General features: G+C 66.1%; 17 protein-coding genes. 6 read left to right on the top strand and 11 right to left on the bottom strand.

Annotated features, from left to right (window positions below; translation table 11 throughout):
* The 6 genes from OXM58_12470 to OXM58_12445 all read left to right on the top strand — a co-directional run bounded on the left by OXM58_12470 (position 1) and on the right by OXM58_12445 (position 7,064).
* A complete protein-coding gene (locus OXM58_12470; protein MDE0149177.1) occupies positions 1-2,067 on the top strand; it encodes an SPFH domain-containing protein in 2,067 nt (688 codons plus the stop codon).
* Between the two features lie 3 nt (positions 2,068-2,070).
* A complete protein-coding gene (locus OXM58_12465) occupies positions 2,071-2,508 on the top strand; it encodes an SRPBCC family protein (GenBank protein ID MDE0149176.1) in 438 nt (145 codons plus the stop codon).
* 15 nt (positions 2,509-2,523) lie between these two features.
* Positions 2,524-4,029, top strand: coding sequence for an SRPBCC family protein (locus tag OXM58_12460; GenBank protein MDE0149175.1), 1,506 nt, complete (start codon positions 2,524-2,526; stop codon positions 4,027-4,029).
* Positions 4,030-4,190: 161 nt separating this feature from the next.
* On the top strand, positions 4,191-4,892 hold the full coding sequence (locus tag OXM58_12455; protein MDE0149174.1) for a fumarylacetoacetate hydrolase family protein: 702 nt from the start codon (positions 4,191-4,193) through the stop codon (positions 4,890-4,892).
* Positions 4,893-4,895: 3 nt separating this feature from the next.
* A complete protein-coding gene (locus OXM58_12450; protein ID MDE0149173.1) occupies positions 4,896-5,678 on the top strand; it encodes an alpha/beta hydrolase in 783 nt (260 codons plus the stop codon).
* 24 nt (positions 5,679-5,702) lie between these two features.
* A complete protein-coding gene (locus OXM58_12445; GenBank protein ID MDE0149172.1) occupies positions 5,703-7,064 on the top strand; it encodes an amidohydrolase family protein in 1,362 nt (453 codons plus the stop codon).
* A 57-nt stretch (positions 7,065-7,121) separates the two neighbouring features.
* Here OXM58_12445 and OXM58_12440 read toward each other — a convergent pair whose 3' ends face one another.
* The 11 genes from OXM58_12440 to OXM58_12390 form a co-directional block, all read right to left on the bottom strand.
* Positions 7,122-8,015, bottom strand: coding sequence for an alpha/beta hydrolase (locus OXM58_12440; protein MDE0149171.1), 894 nt, complete (start codon positions 8,013-8,015; stop codon positions 7,122-7,124).
* A 196-nt stretch (positions 8,016-8,211) separates the two neighbouring features.
* Positions 8,212-8,898 (bottom strand): gamma-glutamylcyclotransferase, encoded by a 687-nt coding sequence (locus tag OXM58_12435; GenBank protein MDE0149170.1) that lies wholly within the window; start codon positions 8,896-8,898, stop codon positions 8,212-8,214.
* A gap of 4 nt (positions 8,899-8,902) precedes the next feature.
* On the bottom strand, positions 8,903-9,817 hold the full coding sequence (locus OXM58_12430; GenBank protein ID MDE0149169.1) for an alpha/beta hydrolase: 915 nt from the start codon (positions 9,815-9,817) through the stop codon (positions 8,903-8,905).
* Between the two features lie 6 nt (positions 9,818-9,823).
* Positions 9,824-10,648 carry an alpha/beta fold hydrolase gene (locus tag OXM58_12425; GenBank protein ID MDE0149168.1) on the bottom strand — a complete coding sequence of 275 codons (825 nt, stop codon included), beginning with the start codon at positions 10,646-10,648 and terminating at the stop codon, positions 9,824-9,826.
* A 34-nt stretch (positions 10,649-10,682) separates the two neighbouring features.
* Positions 10,683-11,471, bottom strand: a complete 789-nt coding sequence (locus OXM58_12420) for an ABC transporter permease subunit (protein MDE0149167.1) — start codon at positions 11,469-11,471, stop codon at positions 10,683-10,685.
* Positions 11,461-12,273, bottom strand: coding sequence for an ABC transporter permease subunit (locus OXM58_12415; GenBank protein MDE0149166.1), 813 nt, complete (start codon positions 12,271-12,273; stop codon positions 11,461-11,463). Before OXM58_12415 ends, OXM58_12420 begins: the two co-directional genes overlap by 11 nt.
* A gap of 25 nt (positions 12,274-12,298) precedes the next feature.
* Positions 12,299-13,327 carry an ABC transporter substrate-binding protein gene (locus OXM58_12410; protein ID MDE0149165.1) on the bottom strand — a complete coding sequence of 343 codons (1,029 nt, stop codon included), beginning with the start codon at positions 13,325-13,327 and terminating at the stop codon, positions 12,299-12,301.
* Positions 13,324-14,124: an ABC transporter ATP-binding protein gene (locus OXM58_12405; protein MDE0149164.1), complete on the bottom strand. Its 801-nt coding sequence runs from the start codon at positions 14,122-14,124 to the stop codon at positions 13,324-13,326. The genes OXM58_12410 and OXM58_12405 overlap by 4 nt, the downstream gene beginning before the upstream one ends.
* Before the next feature lie 2 nt (positions 14,125-14,126).
* A complete protein-coding gene (locus OXM58_12400) occupies positions 14,127-15,320 on the bottom strand; it encodes an AI-2E family transporter (GenBank protein MDE0149163.1) in 1,194 nt (397 codons plus the stop codon).
* Between the two features lie 309 nt (positions 15,321-15,629).
* Entirely contained in the window at positions 15,630-17,315 is a 1,686-nt protein-coding gene (locus tag OXM58_12395) for a DNA methyltransferase (protein ID MDE0149162.1), read from the bottom strand.
* Complete coding sequence (locus tag OXM58_12390; GenBank protein ID MDE0149161.1) at positions 17,312-18,190, bottom strand: IS1595 family transposase; 879 nt, start codon at positions 18,188-18,190, stop codon at positions 17,312-17,314. Before OXM58_12390 ends, OXM58_12395 begins: the two co-directional genes overlap by 4 nt.
* Between the last annotated feature and the right edge of the window lie 122 nt (positions 18,191-18,312).

The following is an 18,312-nucleotide window of genomic DNA, read 5'->3' as shown; positions in this document are numbered from 1 at the left end:
ATGACGGGAAGCCTGATCGGGAGCATCATCCTGTGGCTCATCGTGGCGATCATCGCCATCGTGGTGATCGTCTATCTGCTCAACTGGCTGTATCACCGCTCGACCAAGGAAGTCGCCTTCGTGCGTACCGGTTTCGGCGGCGAGAAGGTGGTGATCAACGGCGGGGCGCTGGTCCTGCCGATCGTCCACGAGGTGACGCCGGTCAATCTCAATGTGGTGCGCATACCCATCGCCCGCACCCGGGAAGAGGCGGTCATCACCGGCGACCGGGTGCGCGTCGATATCGAGGCCGAGTTCTTCGTCCGCGTTCTGCAGAAGAAGGAGGCGGTCGCCGCTGCGGCGTCGACCCTCGGCCGGCGCACTCTTGAGGATGAAAGGCTGGCGGAGCTGCTGACCGGCAAGTTCGTCGGCGCGCTGCGTTCGGTTGCCGCCGAGCGCACCGTCGACGAGATGCACGAGCGGCGCGGGGATTTCGTTGCCGACGTCGCGGAGCGTGCGGCAGTCGCCCTGGCCCAGAACGGCCTCGAGCTCGAATCCGTCGCGATCACGGATCTGGACCAGACCAATCTCGAATTCTTCAACCCGTCGAACCGGTTCGACGCCGAAGGCCTGACCCAGCTGATCGAGACCATCGAGGCGCGCCGCAAGCTGCGCAACGATATCGAGCAGTCGTCCATGGTCGCCATCCGCAGCCAGAATCTCGAAGCGGAAAAGCAGACCCTCATGCTGGAACAGGAGAGCGAAGACGCACGCCTGAACCAGCAGCGCGCCCTGGAAACCCTGCGTGCCGACCAGCGCGCCGAGGTCGCCAGGATCCAGGCGGCCCGGGAGAGCGAGGCCGAGCAGGCCAGAATCGGCAGCCAACAGGAGACCCGCGGTTTCGAGATCGACCGCCGGCGCACGCTGGAAGAGGCGGAAATCCGGGCGCAGGAGGAGGTCGAGCGGGCGCGCATCGCCCAGGAGCAGGCGCTGGAAACCGCGCGCATCGAGCGCGAACGGCTGGTTCGGCAGGAGCAGATTCGCCAGCGCCACGATCTGGAAAATGCCGAGATCGCCGCCAATGAGGACCTGGAGCGGGCGCGCATCGCCTCCCAGCGCCAGCTGCGCGAGGCGCAGATTTTGGCCGAAGCCGAGACCGAAGCCCGCGATATCGCGCGCAACCAGCAGACCGAGACCGCGCGCATCGAGGCCCAGAAGGAGGTGGAAACCGCGCGGATCGATCAGGACCGGACCCTGGACAAGGCACGCATCGAGCGGGACCGGCAGCTCCAGGCACACCAGATCGACCAGCGCCGGGCGGTGGAGGAGGCCGAGATCGCGGCCCGCGAAGAAGTCGAACGGTCGCGCATCCTGTCCGACCGCGGCGTCGAGGAGGCCCGCATCGTTCAGCAGCGCGAACTCAGGCGGCTCGAGGTCGACCGGGAAATGGCGGTCGAACTGGCCGAAATCGAACGGCAGATCGAAGTGCTGAAAAAGACCTCGGAGGAGGCCGAAGCCCGGATCGAGACGGAATCGGTGCGCGCCAGCGCCGTGGAGGCCGAAGAGAAGGTTGCGACGGTCCGCGAAACCGAGGTTGCAGAGCGGATTGCCGCCATAGACCGGATCGTTGCGGGCAAGGACGCCGATACCGCGAAGATCGCCGCCGAGGCCGACCGGGTGACGGCCGCAGTCGCGGCAGAGGCCGAACGCCTGCGCAACGAGGCGGAGAACCTGTTGACCGAGGACGCCCGCGCCGGGCGGCTCCGGGTCCGGCTGCTCGACCGGCTGGAAGGCATCATCCGCGAAAGCGTCAGGCCGATGGAGAATATCGACGGAATCAAGATCCTCCATGTCGACGGCCTTGCCGGGGGTGGGGCCGGCGGCGGCGGAAGCGGACGCAGCCCGACCGACGAGGTTATCGAGAGCGTTTTGCGCTACCGGGTGCAAAGCCCGCTGATCGACGAGATGATGAAAGAGGTCGGCATCGAGAATGCCAACGTCGCGCGGCTCGGCGACGTCTTCCGCTCGGCCCGGGACGCCGCCAGCCTGGCGAAGGACGCCGAGACCAAGAAGGACGGAGACGGCTAGATCATGGCCCGGGTCTACATCTCCTCGGTGATCGGTGCGCCGGCCGACCGGATCTGGCAGACCGTCCGCGATTTCAACGCCCTGCCGGACTGGGTGCCGGCGGTGCGCGAAAGCCGGATCGAGGGCGGCCAGCCCTCCGACCAGGTCGGTTGCGTCCGGGCATTCCGGCTGGAAGACGGCGGCTTCCTGCGCGAGCGGCTGCTGGCGCTGTCGGATTACGACTACAGCGTCACCTATTCGATTCTCGAAAGCCCGATGGGGGTCGAAAACTATATCGCGACGCTGAAGTTCGTGCCGGTCACCGACGGAAGCCGGACCTTCGCCGAATGGACGGCCGAATTCGACTGCGATCCGGCGGCGGAGGCCGAACTCGTCGCCAACATCGGCAACACCGTCTTCCAGGCTGCTTTCGACGCACTCAAGGTCCGATTCGGAGCCTGACGCCATGGTCCGGCCATGATTCGGGTGGTCCGCAGCACGGTGATCGATGCGCCCGTCGCGGCGGTGTGGGAAATCCTGCGCGATTTCAACGGCCACGACCGCTGGCACCCGATCGTCCGGCGCAGCTTCCTCGAGGAGTCGAAGCGCACCGACCAGGTCGGCTGCGTGCGCAACTTCGACCTGCAGGACGGCGCCAATGTCCGCGAGCGTCTGCTCACCCTGTCCGACCGGGACCGCCGTTTCCGCTATACCATCGTCGGCGCGGATATCCCGCTGCACGACTATGTCGCCGAGGTCGAGCTGAAGCCGGTGACCGACGGCGACCGGACGTTCTGGCGCTGGTCGTCGACCTTCAACACGCCACCGGGCCAGGAACGGGAGCTGGCCGCGCTGGTTGCGACGGAGGTCTACGAAGCCGGCTTCACCGCGGTTCGCGAGCGGGTGGAACGCGCAGGCGACAGGGAGCGGCGGACCTGGGACGCCGCCCCGGCTGGGCCCGCCATAGTGCGAGGCGCGGCCATCGCCGGCACCGCCATCGTTATAGGCCGCCACGGCGGCGCGGAGGAACTCCGCCCGCAACCGGCCGAGGCGCCGCCGCCGGGGCCGGGGCAGGTCCGCCTGCGGCAGACTGCGATCGGTGTCAACTACATCGATGTCTATTGCCGGACCGGCTATTTCGATCTGCTCGAGCCGCCGGGCGTGCCGGGCCTGGAGGCGGCCGGCGTCGTCGTCGATGTCGGCGCGAATGTCGGCCATCTGGCGCCGGGGCAACGGGTCGCCTACGCCTGCCCGCCGCTCGGCGCCTACACGACCGTCCGGACCATGGACGCCGGCCTTGTGATTCCGTTGCCGGACCATATCGACGACGAGACCGCTGCCGCCGGACTGCTCAAGGGTGTGACGGCTGAGTTCCTGCTCCATCGCGTCCATGCCGTCGCGCCGGGCGAAACCGTGCTGGTCTACGCGCCCGCGGGCGGTGTCGGGCGGATTCTGTGCCAGTGGGCGAACCGCCTCGGCGCCACGGTGATCGGCGCGACCTCGACCGACGAGAAGGCCCGGGTTGCGCGCGCGGCCGGCGCCCATCATGTCATCGTGCCGGGCGAGAAGAGCCTCGAAGAGCAGGTCCGCGACCTGACAGACGACCGCGGCGCCGACGTGATCTACGATGCGGTCGGCCGGGACAGCTTCGCCCATTCCGTCGCCGCGCTCGCCGTGCGCGGGCATCTGGTCAGTTTCGGCCAGGCCTCCGGCGATATCGGGCCGCAGGATATCTCTATGCTCGCCGGCTGCTCGGCCACCCTGTCGCGGCCGAATTACGTCCACTACACGGATACGCCCGAAAAATTCGGCGCCGCCGCGGAACGGCTGTTCGACGCCATCGAGCGGCGCATCGTGACCGTCGAGATCGGGCAGCGGTTCGCTCTGGAGAATGCCGCCGAAGCGCACCGCGCGCTGGAAAGCCGGGCGACGACCGGCTCGACCGTCCTGATCCCGGCGGAGCAAGGGGAGGCGGAAACCTGAAGCTCGTCGCGTTCGACTGGCAGGGCGGCCGTCATGTCGGCCGGATCGCCGAGGGCGGCGATACCGTCGAGCGGTTCGTCCTGCCCGGCGGCGCAGCCGACAGCGACGGCGTTGCGGCGCTGATCGGCCGGGAAATGCCGGCGACGGACCGGGCGATTGCCGTGGGCGAAATATCCGTCCAGGCGCCGATTCCCCGGCCGCGGCGCAACGTCTTCTGCGTCGGCAAGAACTACCACGAGCATGCGAAAGAATTTGCGCAGTCCGGCTTCGACAGTTCCGCTGCGAAGGGTGTCGTGCCGGACGCCCCCATCGTCTTTTCCAAGCTGCCGGAATCGGTCATTCCCCACGGCGCGGAAATCCGTCTCGATCCCGATGTCACCGAAGCCGTGGACTACGAGGCGGAACTGGCGGTCATCATCGGGACGGCCGGCCGGAACATTTCTGCGCGAGAAGCGATGCGCCACGTCTGGGGCTACACCATCGTCAACGACGTCACCGCGCGCGATCTGCAGAGCCGGCACAGCCAGTGGCTGATCGGCAAGTCCCAGGACAGCTTCTGCCCGATGGGGCCGGTCGCCGTGACGGCGGACGAGGTCGATCTGGTTGACACACCCGTCCGGTGCCGGGTCAACGGCGAACTCCGCCAGGATTCGAACACGGCGCTGATGATTTTCGACGTACCCGCCATAATCGCCGCCATATCAAACGGGATTACGCTGATGCCCGGCGACGTCATCGCGACCGGGACGCCGGCCGGTGTCGGGATCGGCTTCGATCCGCCGAAATATCTCAGGGCCGGGGACCGGGTCGCCGTCGAAATCGGCGGCATCGGAGTCCTCGAAAACCCGGTCGCGGAGGTCTGAGCGATGGCCGACCTGCGCCTCGGCAGCATGGTGACGGAAGACAGCGGCGGTTCCGGGCCGGCCGTCGTCCTGATCCACGGCCTGGGCGGCGATTCGAATACGTTCACGCCTCTGATGGGCGCCCTCGACGGGTTCAGGGTACTGCGCCCCGATCTGCCCGGCGCCGGCCGTTCCGCCCTGCGCCCCGGCCGGCCCGGACTGAAAGGGCTGGCGGCGGCGGTCTGCGATGCGGTCCGGGCCGCCGGGATCGAGCGCGCCCATTTCGCCGGCCATTCCATGGGCACGCTGATCTGCCAGCATCTCGCCGCCGATCTGCCCGATGCTGTCTTGAGTCTTGCGCTGTTCGGACCCATTCTGGAACCGGCGCCGGCGGCGCGCCAGGCGCTCAAGGAACGGGCCGAAACGGCCCGGCGCGAAGGCATGGCCGGAATCGCAGACAGTGTTTCGACCGCGAGCATCGCGGAGGCGTCGCGCAGGAACAATCCGGTCGCGCCGGCCTTCGTCCGGGAGAGCCTGATGCGCCAGGATCCGGCCGGATACGCCGCGCATTGCAGGGCGCTGGCGACGGCGGCTGCGGCGGACCATACGGCGATCCGCTGCCCGACGCTGCTGATCGCGGGCGAAAGGGATCCGGTCGCGCCGGTGGCTATGGCCGAAGCGTTGAAAAACCGTATTTCAGGAGCGGAACTCGAGATTCTGCCCGATACGGGCCACTGGATGACGATCGAGGCGCCCGCGCGGTCGGCGGAATTGCTCAGGGCGCATCTGGACAGAGCCGCAGGCTAGAGCGGCGAGACAGGGAGAGGGACCATGGCGGAAATCGCATACGGCGGCTGGGCCGGCACCAACGGCAACGGGCGCCCGGACCCGGAGATCGTGTTCTCCAATGTCCGCATCCTCGACGGTACGGGCGAAGCGCCCTACAGCGGCGATGTCACCGTTGCCGGCAACCGGATCAAGTCGATCTTCCGCGCCGGCGGCGGATATGGCGGCGGGATCGGTAACGGCGGGTGGGGCCCGCAGAACGGCAGCTACAGGATCGACGGGCGGGGCATGACGCTGATGCCCGGCATGGTCGATGCCCACCTGCATCTGAGCTGGAACAACGCGCCGGGCATCGACCCGATCCAGCTCATGCCGCTCGAAGAGCACACGCTCAACTGCGTCTACATGGCGAAGCTGCTGATCGACGCCGGCTTCACCGCGGGCTACGGCGCGGCGGCGGCCAAACCGCGGCTGGACGTGGTGATCCGCGACGCCATCAAGGAGGGCAAGGTGCCCGGCCCGCGCTATACCGCGGCGGGGCCTGAACTGACGGCAGTCGGCGGCCTCGGCGACGCCACGTTGCCGCATATCGACCACAAGGCGCTCAATCTCGGCATCGTCGTCTCCGGCGTGGAAGAGATGCGGCGCGAAGTTCGCACGCTCATGAAATGGGGCGTCGATACGATCAAGATCAACCTGTCCGGCGAAGAGATCACCCAGTTCGCCGCCGAGGAGAACCAGTTCACCGACGAGGAGGTCGCCGTCGCCGTCGCCGAGGCCAGGGGCCGCGGCCGCCGCCTCGCCGCCCATGCGCGCTCGAAGGAATCGATCCAGCGCTGCGTGAAACACGGCATCGAGATCATCTACCACGCCTCCTTCTCCGACGAGGAGACGCTGGACCTGCTGGAAGCCAACAAGGACAAGCATTTCGTGGCGCCCGGCCTGGCCTGGCTGATCAACGTGGCGCGAAACGCGGCGGAATGGGGCATCGTGCCCGGCACGCCGATCACGGATCGCTACGAGCGCGAGCTGGAGCATGCCTGCGCGACCATGCTGGCGATGCACAAGCGCGGCATCCGGGTCCTGGTCGGCGGCGACTACGGCTTCGCCTGGACGCCGCACGGCACCAACGCCAAGGACTTCGAGTATTTCGTCGACATGGTCGGCTTCTCGCCGATGGAGGCGATCAAGGCCGGTACGATGTATGGCGGTCAGATCATGGGCATGGGCGACGAACTGGGTACGATCCGGGAGGGCTGTCTGGCCGATCTCCTGCTGGTCGACGGCGACCCGCTGACGAATATCAAGGTGCTGCAGGATCAGTCCCGACTCGTCGCGATCATGCAGGACGGCAAGTTCCACAAGGAACCCGACATGAACCGGGTCGGCATGCGGCTCAGCGCCTGACCCGTTCCGGGGACTCGAAGCCGCCGCCAAGCCCGACGGGTCAGGCCGGCGGCGGATTCAGCAGCCGGCCAGAAAGGCGAGGATTTCCCGCGCGGTCTCGTCGGGCGACTCCTCAGCCAGGAAATGGCCGCAGTCGAGGGCGCGGCCGCGGACATCCCCGGCCCGCTCCTGCCAGCTCCCGATCATGTCCAGGGTGCCGCCGGTCTGCCAGCCGGGGCGCCGGGCCATGTTGCCGGCCCACAGCACCAGCATCGGGCAGGCGATTTTTCGGCCCCGGTCGGCCTCGTCGTGGACCAGGTCGACCGCGATGGCGCGATAGTCCATGCAGGTCGTACGGATCGTTTCGGGGTTGCTGAAGCAGCGGAGATATTCCGCGTAGGCCTCGTCGGTAACCGCGCCGTCCACCGCCGTCCACTGGCCGAGCAGGAAATCCAGATAGAATTTGGCGCTGTTGCCGATCAGCGTCTCCGGGAACGGGGAAGGCTGGCGCATCAGGTGCCAATGGAACCATGAGTAGGCGAGATCGCGGTTCATGTTGTCGAAGGCGGCCTGGGACGCCACCACGTCGAGCGACGTGAAACTGCGGACCCGCTCCGGATGATCGAGGGCCATGCGATGGCCGACCCGGGCGCCGCGGTCGTGGCCGACGACATGGAAACGCTCGAACCCCAGCGCGGCCATGACCTCGACCTGGTCCTGCGCCGACGTGCGCTTGCAAAAGTCGTTGAGGTCGTCCGAGGCCGGCTTGCCGCTGTCGCCGTAGCCGCGCAGGTCGGGCGCGACCACCGTGTAATGCCCGGCGAACCGCGGCGCCACCTTGTGCCACATCGCGTGGGTCTGCGGGTAGCCGTGCAGCAGCAGCAGCGGCGGGCCGTCGCCGCCCTGTACGAGATTGATGGCGATGGACGAGACCTCGATCCGGGTCTTCGTGAAGCCTTCGAACATGGTCATATCGTTTCCAGCCAAGCGTGGCGAACTCGCCCAAGATGCGGCGCAATTGCACAAACCGCGAGTCCAAATTCAGATCGACCGGATTGCTGCGGTCGCCCGCCGGATGACCCCGGCGCAATCCGCCGCCGAGACCCCGTCCGCATCGGCGAAGGTGACTCGGCAGATCCCGGATGGACAACCTATTGAGAAGTCACATCTAGTCCCGCAGTCGCTGCACCCTTTCGAGCAGCGCCTCCAGCTCGGCATCCGGTTCGCCGGCTTCGGCAAGATGGACCACCATGTCCGCCAGATAGTCCGCGCAGGGGCCGAACTTTCCCGCAGCGCCGGCGATGATGCGCGCCTGCCGGTCCGCGCCGAGCGGCGGGCAATATTGCGGATGGGCCGGGTCGATGACGAAGGCGAGGGCGGTGAAGGGCACCGGGTCCGGCCCGTCCGTCGCTCCGGCGGTATGCAGCGGCACCCAGGCCGGCCGGTAGACGGCGGTATACATTTCCCGCGCCCACAGCCTTTCGATGTCCGCCGCCTCGGTCGCGCCGGCGATCCTGAGGGCGACTCCGCCGCAGCGCGCGCCCGGTGCGGCTTCCAGCCCCAAGCCGAGGCCGGGGCGCTCCGGCGTGCCGCGGGCCGACACGGTCCAGAAGCAGAAGGCGCGGCGATAGCCGTGCAGCACGGCGCGGCGGCGTTCGGCCGGTTCGAACGCCGGGTTCCAGATCAGCGAGCCGTAGCCGAACACCCAGACCGGCCCGGCCGGGCGCCGCGCCATCGCGGCGGCGCGGCTGGCGGCGAGGGCGGTTGCATCGAGCGGCTCCGCCCGGCCGGCGGGCCAGGGGATATCGTCAGGTTCGGGACCGGGGGCGGCCTCGGAGCCGGTTTCGCCGGGCATCGGCCTACAGCAGGTCCATCATGCCGAGACAGCTGCGCAGGATCGCGCTGCGGCTGTCGGCAAAGCCGTCGGCCATGTCGAAATGATTGGCGCCGGCGATCTCCATCGCTTCGGCCCGGTGGCCCCGCGCCCACAGGACCTCGGCGAAGCCGCGCGACTGGCGGCGGAATTCGTCCAGTTCCCCGCTGCCCCAGAACAGCGCCAGGGCGGGCAGGCGGTCCGGAATGTTGTGGACCGGGCTCAGCCGCCGCGCCGCGACCTCGTCCAGGCGGACATACTCGTTGCGCGACGACCGGCGCACCGGCTCCAGGTCGTACATGCCGCTGACCAGCACCGCGCCCTTGATGACGTCTTCCGGCAGGCCGGCCCGGGCGCGCCAGCCGTCCTGGATCAGCGTGCCGCCGACATGGGCGCCGGAGGAATGGCCGCAGACGAAGAGCCGGCCGGGATCGCCGCCGAAGCTGCGTGCGTTGCGCCAGAGCCAGACCAGCGCCGCCCGGTTCTGGCGCACCTGTTCGTCGAGGCTGACCTCCGGCAGCAGGGAGAAATCGGCAACCACCCACGCCGCGCCCGCCGCGGCGAACGGCGCGGCCGGGTAGCTGAAACTGTCCTTGGACAGCGCCCGCCACGCGCCGCCGTGGATGAACAGCATGACGGGCACGCCGTCCGCGCCGTTCTCCGCCGGAAAGATGTCGAGGGTCTCGGCCGGCCCCTCGCCGTAGGGCACCGAGAGCCGGCAGGGCTGGCTGTCGCGCACCCGCGCGCTCTCGCCGTCCCAGGCGTCGAGATAGCCGCCGATATCGGGCACCAGCGTCGCCTGGTTGTACTGCGCGTCCAGTTCCGCCTGGCTGTAGCCGCGATAGATCTTGACCTCGGGGGCGGGCGAACCCGGAGTTTCGGACGGGGTGTCAGGCGGCATGGCGGATCAGCAGGCCAGGTCGCGGTGCTTCGTCAGGAACGGCAGCAGGGCCGCATCGAACTCGACCGGCTTTTCCAGATTGATCAGGTGGCCGGCGCGCGGCACGACGACGAATTCCGATCCGGCGATCCGCTCGTGGAGGCCGCGGCCGATCTCCGGCGTGGTCAGGGAATCGCCGTCGCCGTAGATCAGCAGCGTCGGCACGCGGATCGATTCGAGCTCGGCGGTACGCTCGAACATCGAGGTCGCGCGCACCGTCTTCATGTAGCTTTCCTTGTGCAGCGCCGCCATGCTGGCGACCAGCCGCTCATACTGCGCCTCGGTCGCGTCCGGGCCGCGCAGGGTCGAGGCGACGACCGGGGCGATGTCCCTCGGCTCCTTGCCCTCCTCGGCGAGCGGCTTGAGGCGCAGGGCCACGAAGCGTTCGCGCTCTGCCGGCAAGAAATTGCTCTGGCCGGCGAAGGTGGCGACCAGGGCGAGCGTCGCGATCCGCTCGGGATAGAGGGCGTGGAAATCCTGGGCGATCCGGCCGCCCATCGACAGGCCGCACAGATGGGCCCTTTCGACGCCGTAATGGTCGAGCAGCCGGGCCAGATCGTGCGAGAAGTCGCTGAAATCCAGCGGTCCCTCGTAATCGTCGCTGTCGCCGTAGCCGCGGGCGTCCCAGGAAACTGCGCGGAAGCCGCGGGCGGCGAAGGCCTCGACCTGTTCGGTCCAGTTGGTCCGGTTGCCGCCGATGCCGTGCATGAAGACGAGCAGCGGGCCTTCGCCGGCCTCGTCGACGGCGATGTCCGGCGGACCGGGAATTTTCCTGAACCGGATGGCGGTCATCGGTCGAACCTCTCTCGAACCTGTCTCTTGCGCGTCAATTATATCGGACCCGCCGGGCCAACGGATCGATTACCAGCTTTTCGCCGGCGATGAACAGGATCACGACGGCGAAGCAGGCGGCGAACACGGTGGCGGCGTCGGACAGGGTCTGCGCCCGCAGCATCAGGAAGCCGAGGCCGCTCTCGGTGCCGAACAGTTCGGCGACCAGCGCGATCTTCCAGCCGACGCCGTAGGCGATGCGCAGGGCCGCCACGATGTAGGGCATGAGCAGCGGGATCGTGACCAGGAAGAACACCCTGCGCCGGGTTCGGGTGAAGCTGTGCGCCATCTCCATCGCCTCGGCATCGAGCTCGCGCAGGCCCTGGGCGACGTTGACCAGGCAGAAGGGGGTGAGGATCGCGACCTCGACAAAAACGATGGTTTCGTGGGACGGGCCGAACCAGATGCTGGCGACGATCGCCCAGCCGACGGAAGGGAAGGCGTTCAGGAAAGGCTGGATCCGGCCGTAGACGATGACGTCGAGCGCCGGATAGCGCCGGGGCAGGAAGGCGAGCAGCGTGCCGAGCAGGACGGCGGCGATGACGGAAATGACGACGCGCAGCATGCTGGTCAGCGTGTGGGCAAGCTGGTCCGGTTCGGTGAACAGTTCCGCGGTCGTCACCGCGACCGTCCAGGGGCCGGGCATCACGGCGTCGGACAGGTCGCGCGCGATTGCCCACCAGCCGACCACTGCGGCAACGATCAGCCCTTCGGCCAGCGCGACCGGCAGCGGCCGGATTCCGCCGGTGGCTGCGAGACGGGCGGCGGGCGCGTCAGGCGGCATGGTGGCGCGCCAGGCGCTTCTGGACCGGATCGAAAACGAACCGTTCCACGCTGTAGACGAAGGCGATGATGATCAGGATGATGCCGAAGATCAGCGGCGTATCGAAATCGTTGCGCGCCAGGTTGAGCATGTAGCCCAGCCCGCTGTTGCCGCCGAACAGCTCGGCGGTCAGCGCCACCTTCCACGAGACGCCGAAGCTGATGCGCAGCGTCGCGAACATGAAGGGGAACAGCGCCGGCAGGACGAGCAGCAGCAGCGCGCGCACCCGGCGGCGCGAGAAGCTGCGCACCATCTCCAGCAGTTCCGGGTCGAGCGCCTCCAGCCCCTCGCGCATGTTGATGATGGCGAAGGGGATCAGCACCATGCTGATGACGAAGACGACGGTGAAATCGTTCACGCCGAACCAGATGATCGCCAGCATGGTCCAGCCGATGCCGGGATAGGAGTTCAGGAAGGGCGTGAGCCGGCCGTGCATCATCCGTCGCGTGGCGCCCAGATACCAGGGCAGCAGCGCCAGCGCGAAGCCGATGAAGAAGGAGATGACGACCGCGGCAATGATATGCCCGAACGACCAGAACATGTGGCCGATCTCGTGCGCGTCGGTGAAGAACAGGCCGAGGCGCTCGGCGACCGCCAGGGGCCCCGGCATCTGGTAGCTCTCCACCGAGGCGCCCCAGGCCGCCCAGGCGGCGAGCACGCCGAGCGTGAAAAGGTGCGCCGCAAGGCGCGATTTGCGCCCTGCGGCGGCCCCTTTAGCGACAGGGGCGGCGGCCGGGGCCGTTACGGCTGCCGGAGCGTCCAACGATCCGGCTCAGACTGGCCGGCGCCTATTCGCGGATGGCGTGCTCCCACACCACGTCGGCGGCCTTCGGCACCGACTTGAGGATGCCCATCTCCTTCGCGCCGGACCAGATCGTTTCCATCGCCTTCATGTCGGCGTCGGAAACCGCGCCCGGGAAGTAGGAATAATCCGTCAGCCAGGCCTTGAAATAGGCCGCACTGATCTTGCCGCCCTTGGCGATCGCCGCGCCGACCTCGCCGGGATTCTTCACGGCATACTGCACCGATTCGTACAGCATCCGGTTGAATTCCCGGAACGCCTCCGGCCGCTTGGCGAGCTTCTCCGGATAGGTCACGTTGACGGCGGCCACGGTATCGACGCCGTAGAGTTCCCGGATGTCCTTGTTGGTCCAGGCGAGCACCCGGTAGTTGCCGGAGCCGCGCGCCCTGTAGGCCTGGGAGTGGATCAGCGTCGCGGCGTCGACCCGGCCGGTCTCCAGCGCGGTCAGGAGCGCCGGCGCGGGGATTTGCACCCAGTTCATGTCGCCGCCCTTGTAGGACACGTTCAGCTTGTATTTCTTGAGCAGGGCCAGGCGGATCCAGGTCGTACCGGTCGCGCGCAGGGCATAGTTGCCGATGGTCTTGCCCTTGAGGTCGGCCATCGTCTTGTAGGGGCTGTCCTTCTTGACCCAGATGCCGGCGCCGAGCCCGCCCTTGCCGGCGCGCAAGGCGCTGGACAGGACGACCAGTTTGAGCCCGCGCTTGGCGGCGAGCGGAATCGCCATGACGGCGTTCATCAGCACGTCGAACCGCTTGGTGGGGGTGGACTGGATCAGCGCCGGGATGGCCAGCGCCTTGCCGTCGATCTCGATCTTGTCGGATTTCACGATGCCCTGCTTGATGGCGTAGAGCACGCCTTCGAGCGCCGGGTCGATCAGATAGCCGTAGGTGACCTTCTCCTTGGCGGCGGCCGGCGCGGCCCCGAGCCCAAGAGCCCCCATACTCAATGCAAGGGCCCCGGCGCACAGGCCGGCGAAAACCCGCCGGCGATCCGGCAAAATATTACGTTCGATCATACTGTTTCTCCCTCCAGATTGACTTCGCCCGGTTCCAGACGGCGGAACAGGCGCACCAATTCGTCCCGCCGCTCGCGCAGGCTGGGCGTCTCGCCGATATCGCGCGGACGCGGTTCGTCGATCGCGAGTATATCCAGAACCGATGTCGGCTTGTTGGACAATAACAGGATGCGGTCGGCAAGTACCAAGGCTTCGTCGATGTCGTGGGTTACGAACACGATGGTCTTGCCGGTTTCGCGCCAGATGCGGATGATCTCCTGCCGCATGCGCCGCCGCGTGTTGAGGTCGAGGGCGGAAAACGGCTCGTCCATCAGAATGATGTCGGGCTCGACCGAAAGCGCCCGGGCGATCGCCACGCGCTGGCGCTCGCCGCCGGAGAGCATCGCCGGAAACTTGCCGGTGTCGGCGGCAAGGCCGACAAGGTCCAGCAACTGTCCGGCCCGGTCCGCCTTTTCGGCCTTGGCCATGCCGTCGAAGCGCAGGTCCATCCCCAGCATGACGTTGCCGAGCGCGGTGCGCCAGGGTACCAGGCGCGGCGACTGGAAGACGTAGGCGAGCCGGTCCCAGGCTTCGGCCGGAGTCCGGCCTTCGATCTCGACCCGCCCGCCCTGGATCGCCAGAAGATCGCCCATCAGCCTGAGCGATGTCGACTTGCCGCAGCCGCTCGGCCCTAGGATGCACAGGAATTCGCCGGCCTCGACGGCAAAGGAGAGCCCGTCGTAGATCGTTTCGTCGCCGAAGCGCACGCTCACGTCGTCGAAACGCACGACCGGCGCAGCGGCGCTGGCTCCGGCCATCGCTATTCCGCCGGTTGCGATGCCGTCACGGCGCGGTTCGAATCGATCCTGCCGTTGGCCGACAGCATGACGGCGAGGGGCCGGGTCGAGTCGAACTTGGCCAGCACGATGTTCAGGATCACCATGATCGGCACGCACAGGAACATGCCGATGATGCCCCAGATGCTGCCCCACAGGATCAGCGACATGATGATGACCAGCGAGCTCAGGTTCAGCGACCGGCCCATCATGCGCGGCTCGACGAAATTGTTGATCACGGTCGGAATCGCGATCAGCACGACGATCACCGAAACGATCAGCGGGATGCTGGTGAACTGGACGATCATCAGCACGGCCGGGAAGAACACGGCGAGGATCGCGCCGATGGTCGGGATGTAATTGAGCAGGAAGAACAGGACGGCCCAGAACTCGGCGAAATCAACACCGGCCAGCTTCATCGCCGCGTAGCACAACACCGCCACCGCCGCGGACAGCCAGGTCTTGATCCGCATGTAGGTGTTGATGTCCTCGCCGATCTCGCGGATCGTCGTGCGCAGGTTCTCCCGGTGCGTATCGGTCCGCGCCAGCGCGTTCAGCTTGCGCCGGAAGGTCCAGGTCTCGAGCAGCAGGAACAGCACATAGACGATGATCAGGCCCATGTCCTGGACCAGGCCGCCGATCGCGCCGGCGGCGCGCGAGACATATTCCTGCGGCCGCAGGTTGGCGATGAACTCGCGCAGGGGGTTCTCGCCCTCGTAGCCGGTCAGCTTCAGCGTGTTGCCGATAATGTCGTTGAACCGGTCCTGATATTTCGGGATCGAGGCAACGACCCCGTTTATGCTTGAGTTGATCAACACCACGATCAAGGTGATCACCAGAACGGTCGCCGCGATGGCGAGGACCATGGCGATCGCATCCGGCACCGGAATACGGGTGTATTTCGTGCTCTGCTTGAAGGACTCCTTCAGCGCGATCATCAGGTACCAGATCGCGATGGCGACCACGAACGGCACCAGGAAGTCCCGGCCGACGACGAGAACGAAGAACAGCAGCGCGACCAGGCCGAGGGCGGCCGCGATATTGAGAAAGCGCAGCCGCGCCGGCGCGTCGGCAATGAGCATCCGACGCGCGCGCACGCCGGCGCCGGCTGTTTCGTCCGCGCCGGCGCCGGGTCCACCCGCCGGTGCAGCACCGTCCGTCTGGCGGTCGTCGGTCATGCAGCCGTCCTGGAACCGGCGTCGTTCATGCGGCCATCTTCCCGCGCCGGCCGGGTAAAGCCAACCCGTCTGGCGATCAATCCTGCGTCATGCCGGACGGAACTTCCGGCACGGGGCAGGGACAGGCAGGGCATCGTCCGGCCCGTCGCAGCGAAGAATGCCGGGCGAACCGCCGCGGATCAAGACGTGCCGGGCGAACGCTGCGGGTCTTGGTCCCGGAGGGACCGGCCGCCACACCAAAATCTTGCTAGTGCCATAATGTTTCCTAATTATAAAAAAAAATCGGAATAAGTAGATAGGGGCTTAATATCACACAGCAAGGGCGGCTTGTCCAGCACCTTTTCCGACCGCTCCCGGCGTGTTGAAGCGTGCGCCGCCGATAATTTCCTCGACCGTCAAAAGCTGCATCCGGGGATAGAGCGTTCCGAACACGTCGAGATCGCCAGCCGCGGCCATCTCCCGCTCGAAATTGGCGCGCTTGCGCGGGCCGGGATCGTCCATGACTATCAGCCCTGCCATCTCGGCTTCCTCACGCTCCAGGACGCCGCGCAGGTCGCGCACAACGCCGATACCGACGTTCTTGCCGCCTTTCACTTCAATCACCATTGAGCGGAGCGGATCGCGCGCCGTGGGGCTGGTCTGCGGCATGGCGAAGTAGAGCCGCCCGTCGATACCGCCGTCGCTGCCGCGGCGGGTCGTAACGAAGCCGTCCACTTCCTCGACTGCCCATTTCTGGAAATGGTACTTGTCGCGGGTCCACAGGTCGCGCGCGCCTTCGAGGTTGCGCGGGACACCGTCAATCGTGAAGTCGGTTCCCTCGACCAGCTTCAACCGCTCTTCCAGCCGTATTTTGGCCACGCGCTTTATGGCGTGAATGGCAATGTCGATTCCGATCCAGCGCCGGCCGAGGCGGTGCGCCGCTTCAAGCGTCGTGGCGCACCCGCAGAACGGATCGAATACCACGTCGCCGGGATTCGAGCTGGCCGCGATGATCCGCTCTAGAAGTTCTATCGGCTTTTGTGTGTTGTAGCCGAGCCGCTCTTTGGCCTGCGATCCTATGGGCCTAATATCCGAGACAATATCTTGAACCGGGTTGCCCGCAGACACGGACAGATAGCGTTTGTACTGCGGAACGGACCCACGCGGCGGCCAGTAAATCAGGCCGGCTGCATCAAGAACATCAAGACGCTCTTGAATTGTCATGCCGGAATAGCCTTCGGGAAAATCGAACCAGTCTGGCAATGCGCGATCCGGCGGCAATTCCCAATGCCGCCCCTTATCGGTCGGATTTACCCCTCGCCACGGTTGCCCGGAATCGCCTTTCCTGGTCCCAGGGCCATCAAGCGTCACAAGACGATAGCGGTCATGGTCATCTTTGAAGCGGTAAAAGTTCTCAATGTATTCGGGATCATAGGCTTCAAAAACGCGATTCCATGTGTACTTTTTTCCTCGGCTGTAAAACAAAAGCGTATCGTGAATTGGTCCCCATCTTTTCGCGCGGCCATGCGCGCCGGTGCGCCGCCAGACAATTTCATTCCGAAAATTCTCATGCCCGAACAGCCCGTCAAGCATCACTTTGATGTAGTGACTGGCGGTCGGATCGCAGTGAAGGTACAGGCTTCCGGTCGGCTTCAACAGGCCGCGCATGGGTAATAGCCGCTGCACCATGTAGGACAGATACGCCAGAAGCCGCGGGTTCGTCTTGCGTAGCGCGTTCATCCACAAGCGCCAGAACTCCGCGATTTCGTCTTCGATCCCATGTTCGCGCATCAGCACCGGCATGGCGCGGATGGCGCGCTCCCGGTCTGCATCCAGAGTCCATGTATCGCAAAACGCTTCGATTTGATCGGGCAGAGGACGGCCGGTTTCGTCCTGATAGATGGCGTTGTAATCGCGGTTCGATTGGAACGGCGGATCGAGATAGATCAGATCCACACTGCCGAGCGACATTTCCTGCATGACGGTGAGGCAGTCGCCGTAATAGAGGCGGTTCATGCGAAGCAACTCCGCATGAACATATCGAAGCCCCTGTCCGTCTTTCGGTGATTGTATTTCCAGACCGCTTCGGCAATGAACAGAGGCATCCAGTGGCGGGTGTAATGATGGTGCTGCCCGTACCGCGCCCGCTTCAGGAGCGCCCAAACGCCTTCAATGGTGTTCGTGTGCGTGTCGCCGTCGGCGTAGGCTTCGGAGTGCTTGATAACGGCGTGCTGGTAGGCTTTACGGACCGGCTTGTAGCCCTTCCATTCGTCGGTAATCAGGAGCGTTCCGACCGGATCGACATTCTGTTTCAGGAACCGCAGAAGGCTTTTGCCGTCCAGCCCATCGGCAATGCGGGCAACGGCCCGGCCGCCGCGCTCTACAGCGCCGACAACCGGAGTCTTGGATGTTCCGCGACCGCGCGGCTTGCCCGGCCCGTCGTCGTCGCGGCGGTTCGGCTTCCGGGGCTTGCCGCCGACGTAGGTTTCATCCGCCTCGACAATCCCTTGAAGCAGCGGGCCTTGATCCGCGGCCATCGCGGCCCGGATACGCTGTTGCATGTACCATGCCGATTTTTGGTTCATGTCGAGATCGCGGGACAACTGGAAACTGGAAACGCTCTTTTTGGCGTTGACCATGATCCCGATAGCCATGAACCACTTTTGCAGCGGGATTTTCGTCTTTTCGAAGATGGTCCCGGACAGGACGTTGAAGCTGGCCTTGCAATCGTGGCAATTCCAGCGGCCTACCCTGTACCGCTCCGCCTTGCGGGCGACCTTGACGGAACCGCAGTGCGGGCAATGGGCTTCGTCGCCCCAGCGCACGCGCTCCATATGCTCAATGCAAGCTTCCTGATCCGGGTAGCGTTGGAAGATGGTGATGAGGTTCATGGCGTCTCTCCCTGTACTCTGAATATAGGGATTGACGGGGATATTTCAAGCCCCTATCTACTTATTCCGAAAAAAATTTATAAATCGGTGATTCAGCAATATTCTGTCAATATGAGGCCCCA

It is taken from the genome of Rhodospirillaceae bacterium (assembly GCA_028819475.1).
Taxonomy (GTDB): domain Bacteria; phylum Pseudomonadota; class Alphaproteobacteria; order Bin65; family Bin65; genus Bin65.
The sequence above is the reverse complement of the archived record's forward strand: the minus strand, read 5'-3'. Positions and strand labels throughout refer to the sequence as shown.

Coding starts and splice junctions, on each gene's coding strand:
- OXM58_12425 (MDE0149168.1), bottom strand. CDS start 10,648: ATGACCGCCATCCGGTTCAGGAAAATTCCCGGTCCGCCGGACATCGCC.
- OXM58_12465 (MDE0149176.1), top strand. CDS start 2,071: ATGGCCCGGGTCTACATCTCCTCGGTGATCGGTGCGCCGGCCGACCGG.
- OXM58_12440 (MDE0149171.1), bottom strand. CDS start 8,015: ATGACCATGTTCGAAGGCTTCACGAAGACCCGGATCGAGGTCTCGTCC.
- OXM58_12435 (MDE0149170.1), bottom strand. CDS start 8,898: ATGCCCGGCGAAACCGGCTCCGAGGCCGCCCCCGGTCCCGAACCTGAC.
- OXM58_12430 (MDE0149169.1), bottom strand. CDS start 9,817: ATGCCGCCTGACACCCCGTCCGAAACTCCGGGTTCGCCCGCCCCCGAG.
- OXM58_12410 (MDE0149165.1), bottom strand. CDS start 13,327: ATGATCGAACGTAATATTTTGCCGGATCGCCGGCGGGTTTTCGCCGGC.
- OXM58_12420 (MDE0149167.1), bottom strand. CDS start 11,471: ATGCCGCCTGACGCGCCCGCCGCCCGTCTCGCAGCCACCGGCGGAATC.
- OXM58_12470 (MDE0149177.1), top strand. CDS start 1: ATGACGGGAAGCCTGATCGGGAGCATCATCCTGTGGCTCATCGTGGCG.
- OXM58_12390 (MDE0149161.1), bottom strand. CDS start 18,190: ATGAACCTCATCACCATCTTCCAACGCTACCCGGATCAGGAAGCTTGC.
- OXM58_12395 (MDE0149162.1), bottom strand. CDS start 17,315: ATGAACCGCCTCTATTACGGCGACTGCCTCACCGTCATGCAGGAAATG.
- OXM58_12445 (MDE0149172.1), top strand. CDS start 5,703: ATGGCGGAAATCGCATACGGCGGCTGGGCCGGCACCAACGGCAACGGG.
- OXM58_12405 (MDE0149164.1), bottom strand. CDS start 14,124: ATGGCCGGAGCCAGCGCCGCTGCGCCGGTCGTGCGTTTCGACGACGTG.
- OXM58_12450 (MDE0149173.1), top strand. CDS start 4,896: ATGGCCGACCTGCGCCTCGGCAGCATGGTGACGGAAGACAGCGGCGGT.
- OXM58_12400 (MDE0149163.1), bottom strand. CDS start 15,320: ATGACCGACGACCGCCAGACGGACGGTGCTGCACCGGCGGGTGGACCC.
- OXM58_12460 (MDE0149175.1), top strand. CDS start 2,524: ATGATTCGGGTGGTCCGCAGCACGGTGATCGATGCGCCCGTCGCGGCG.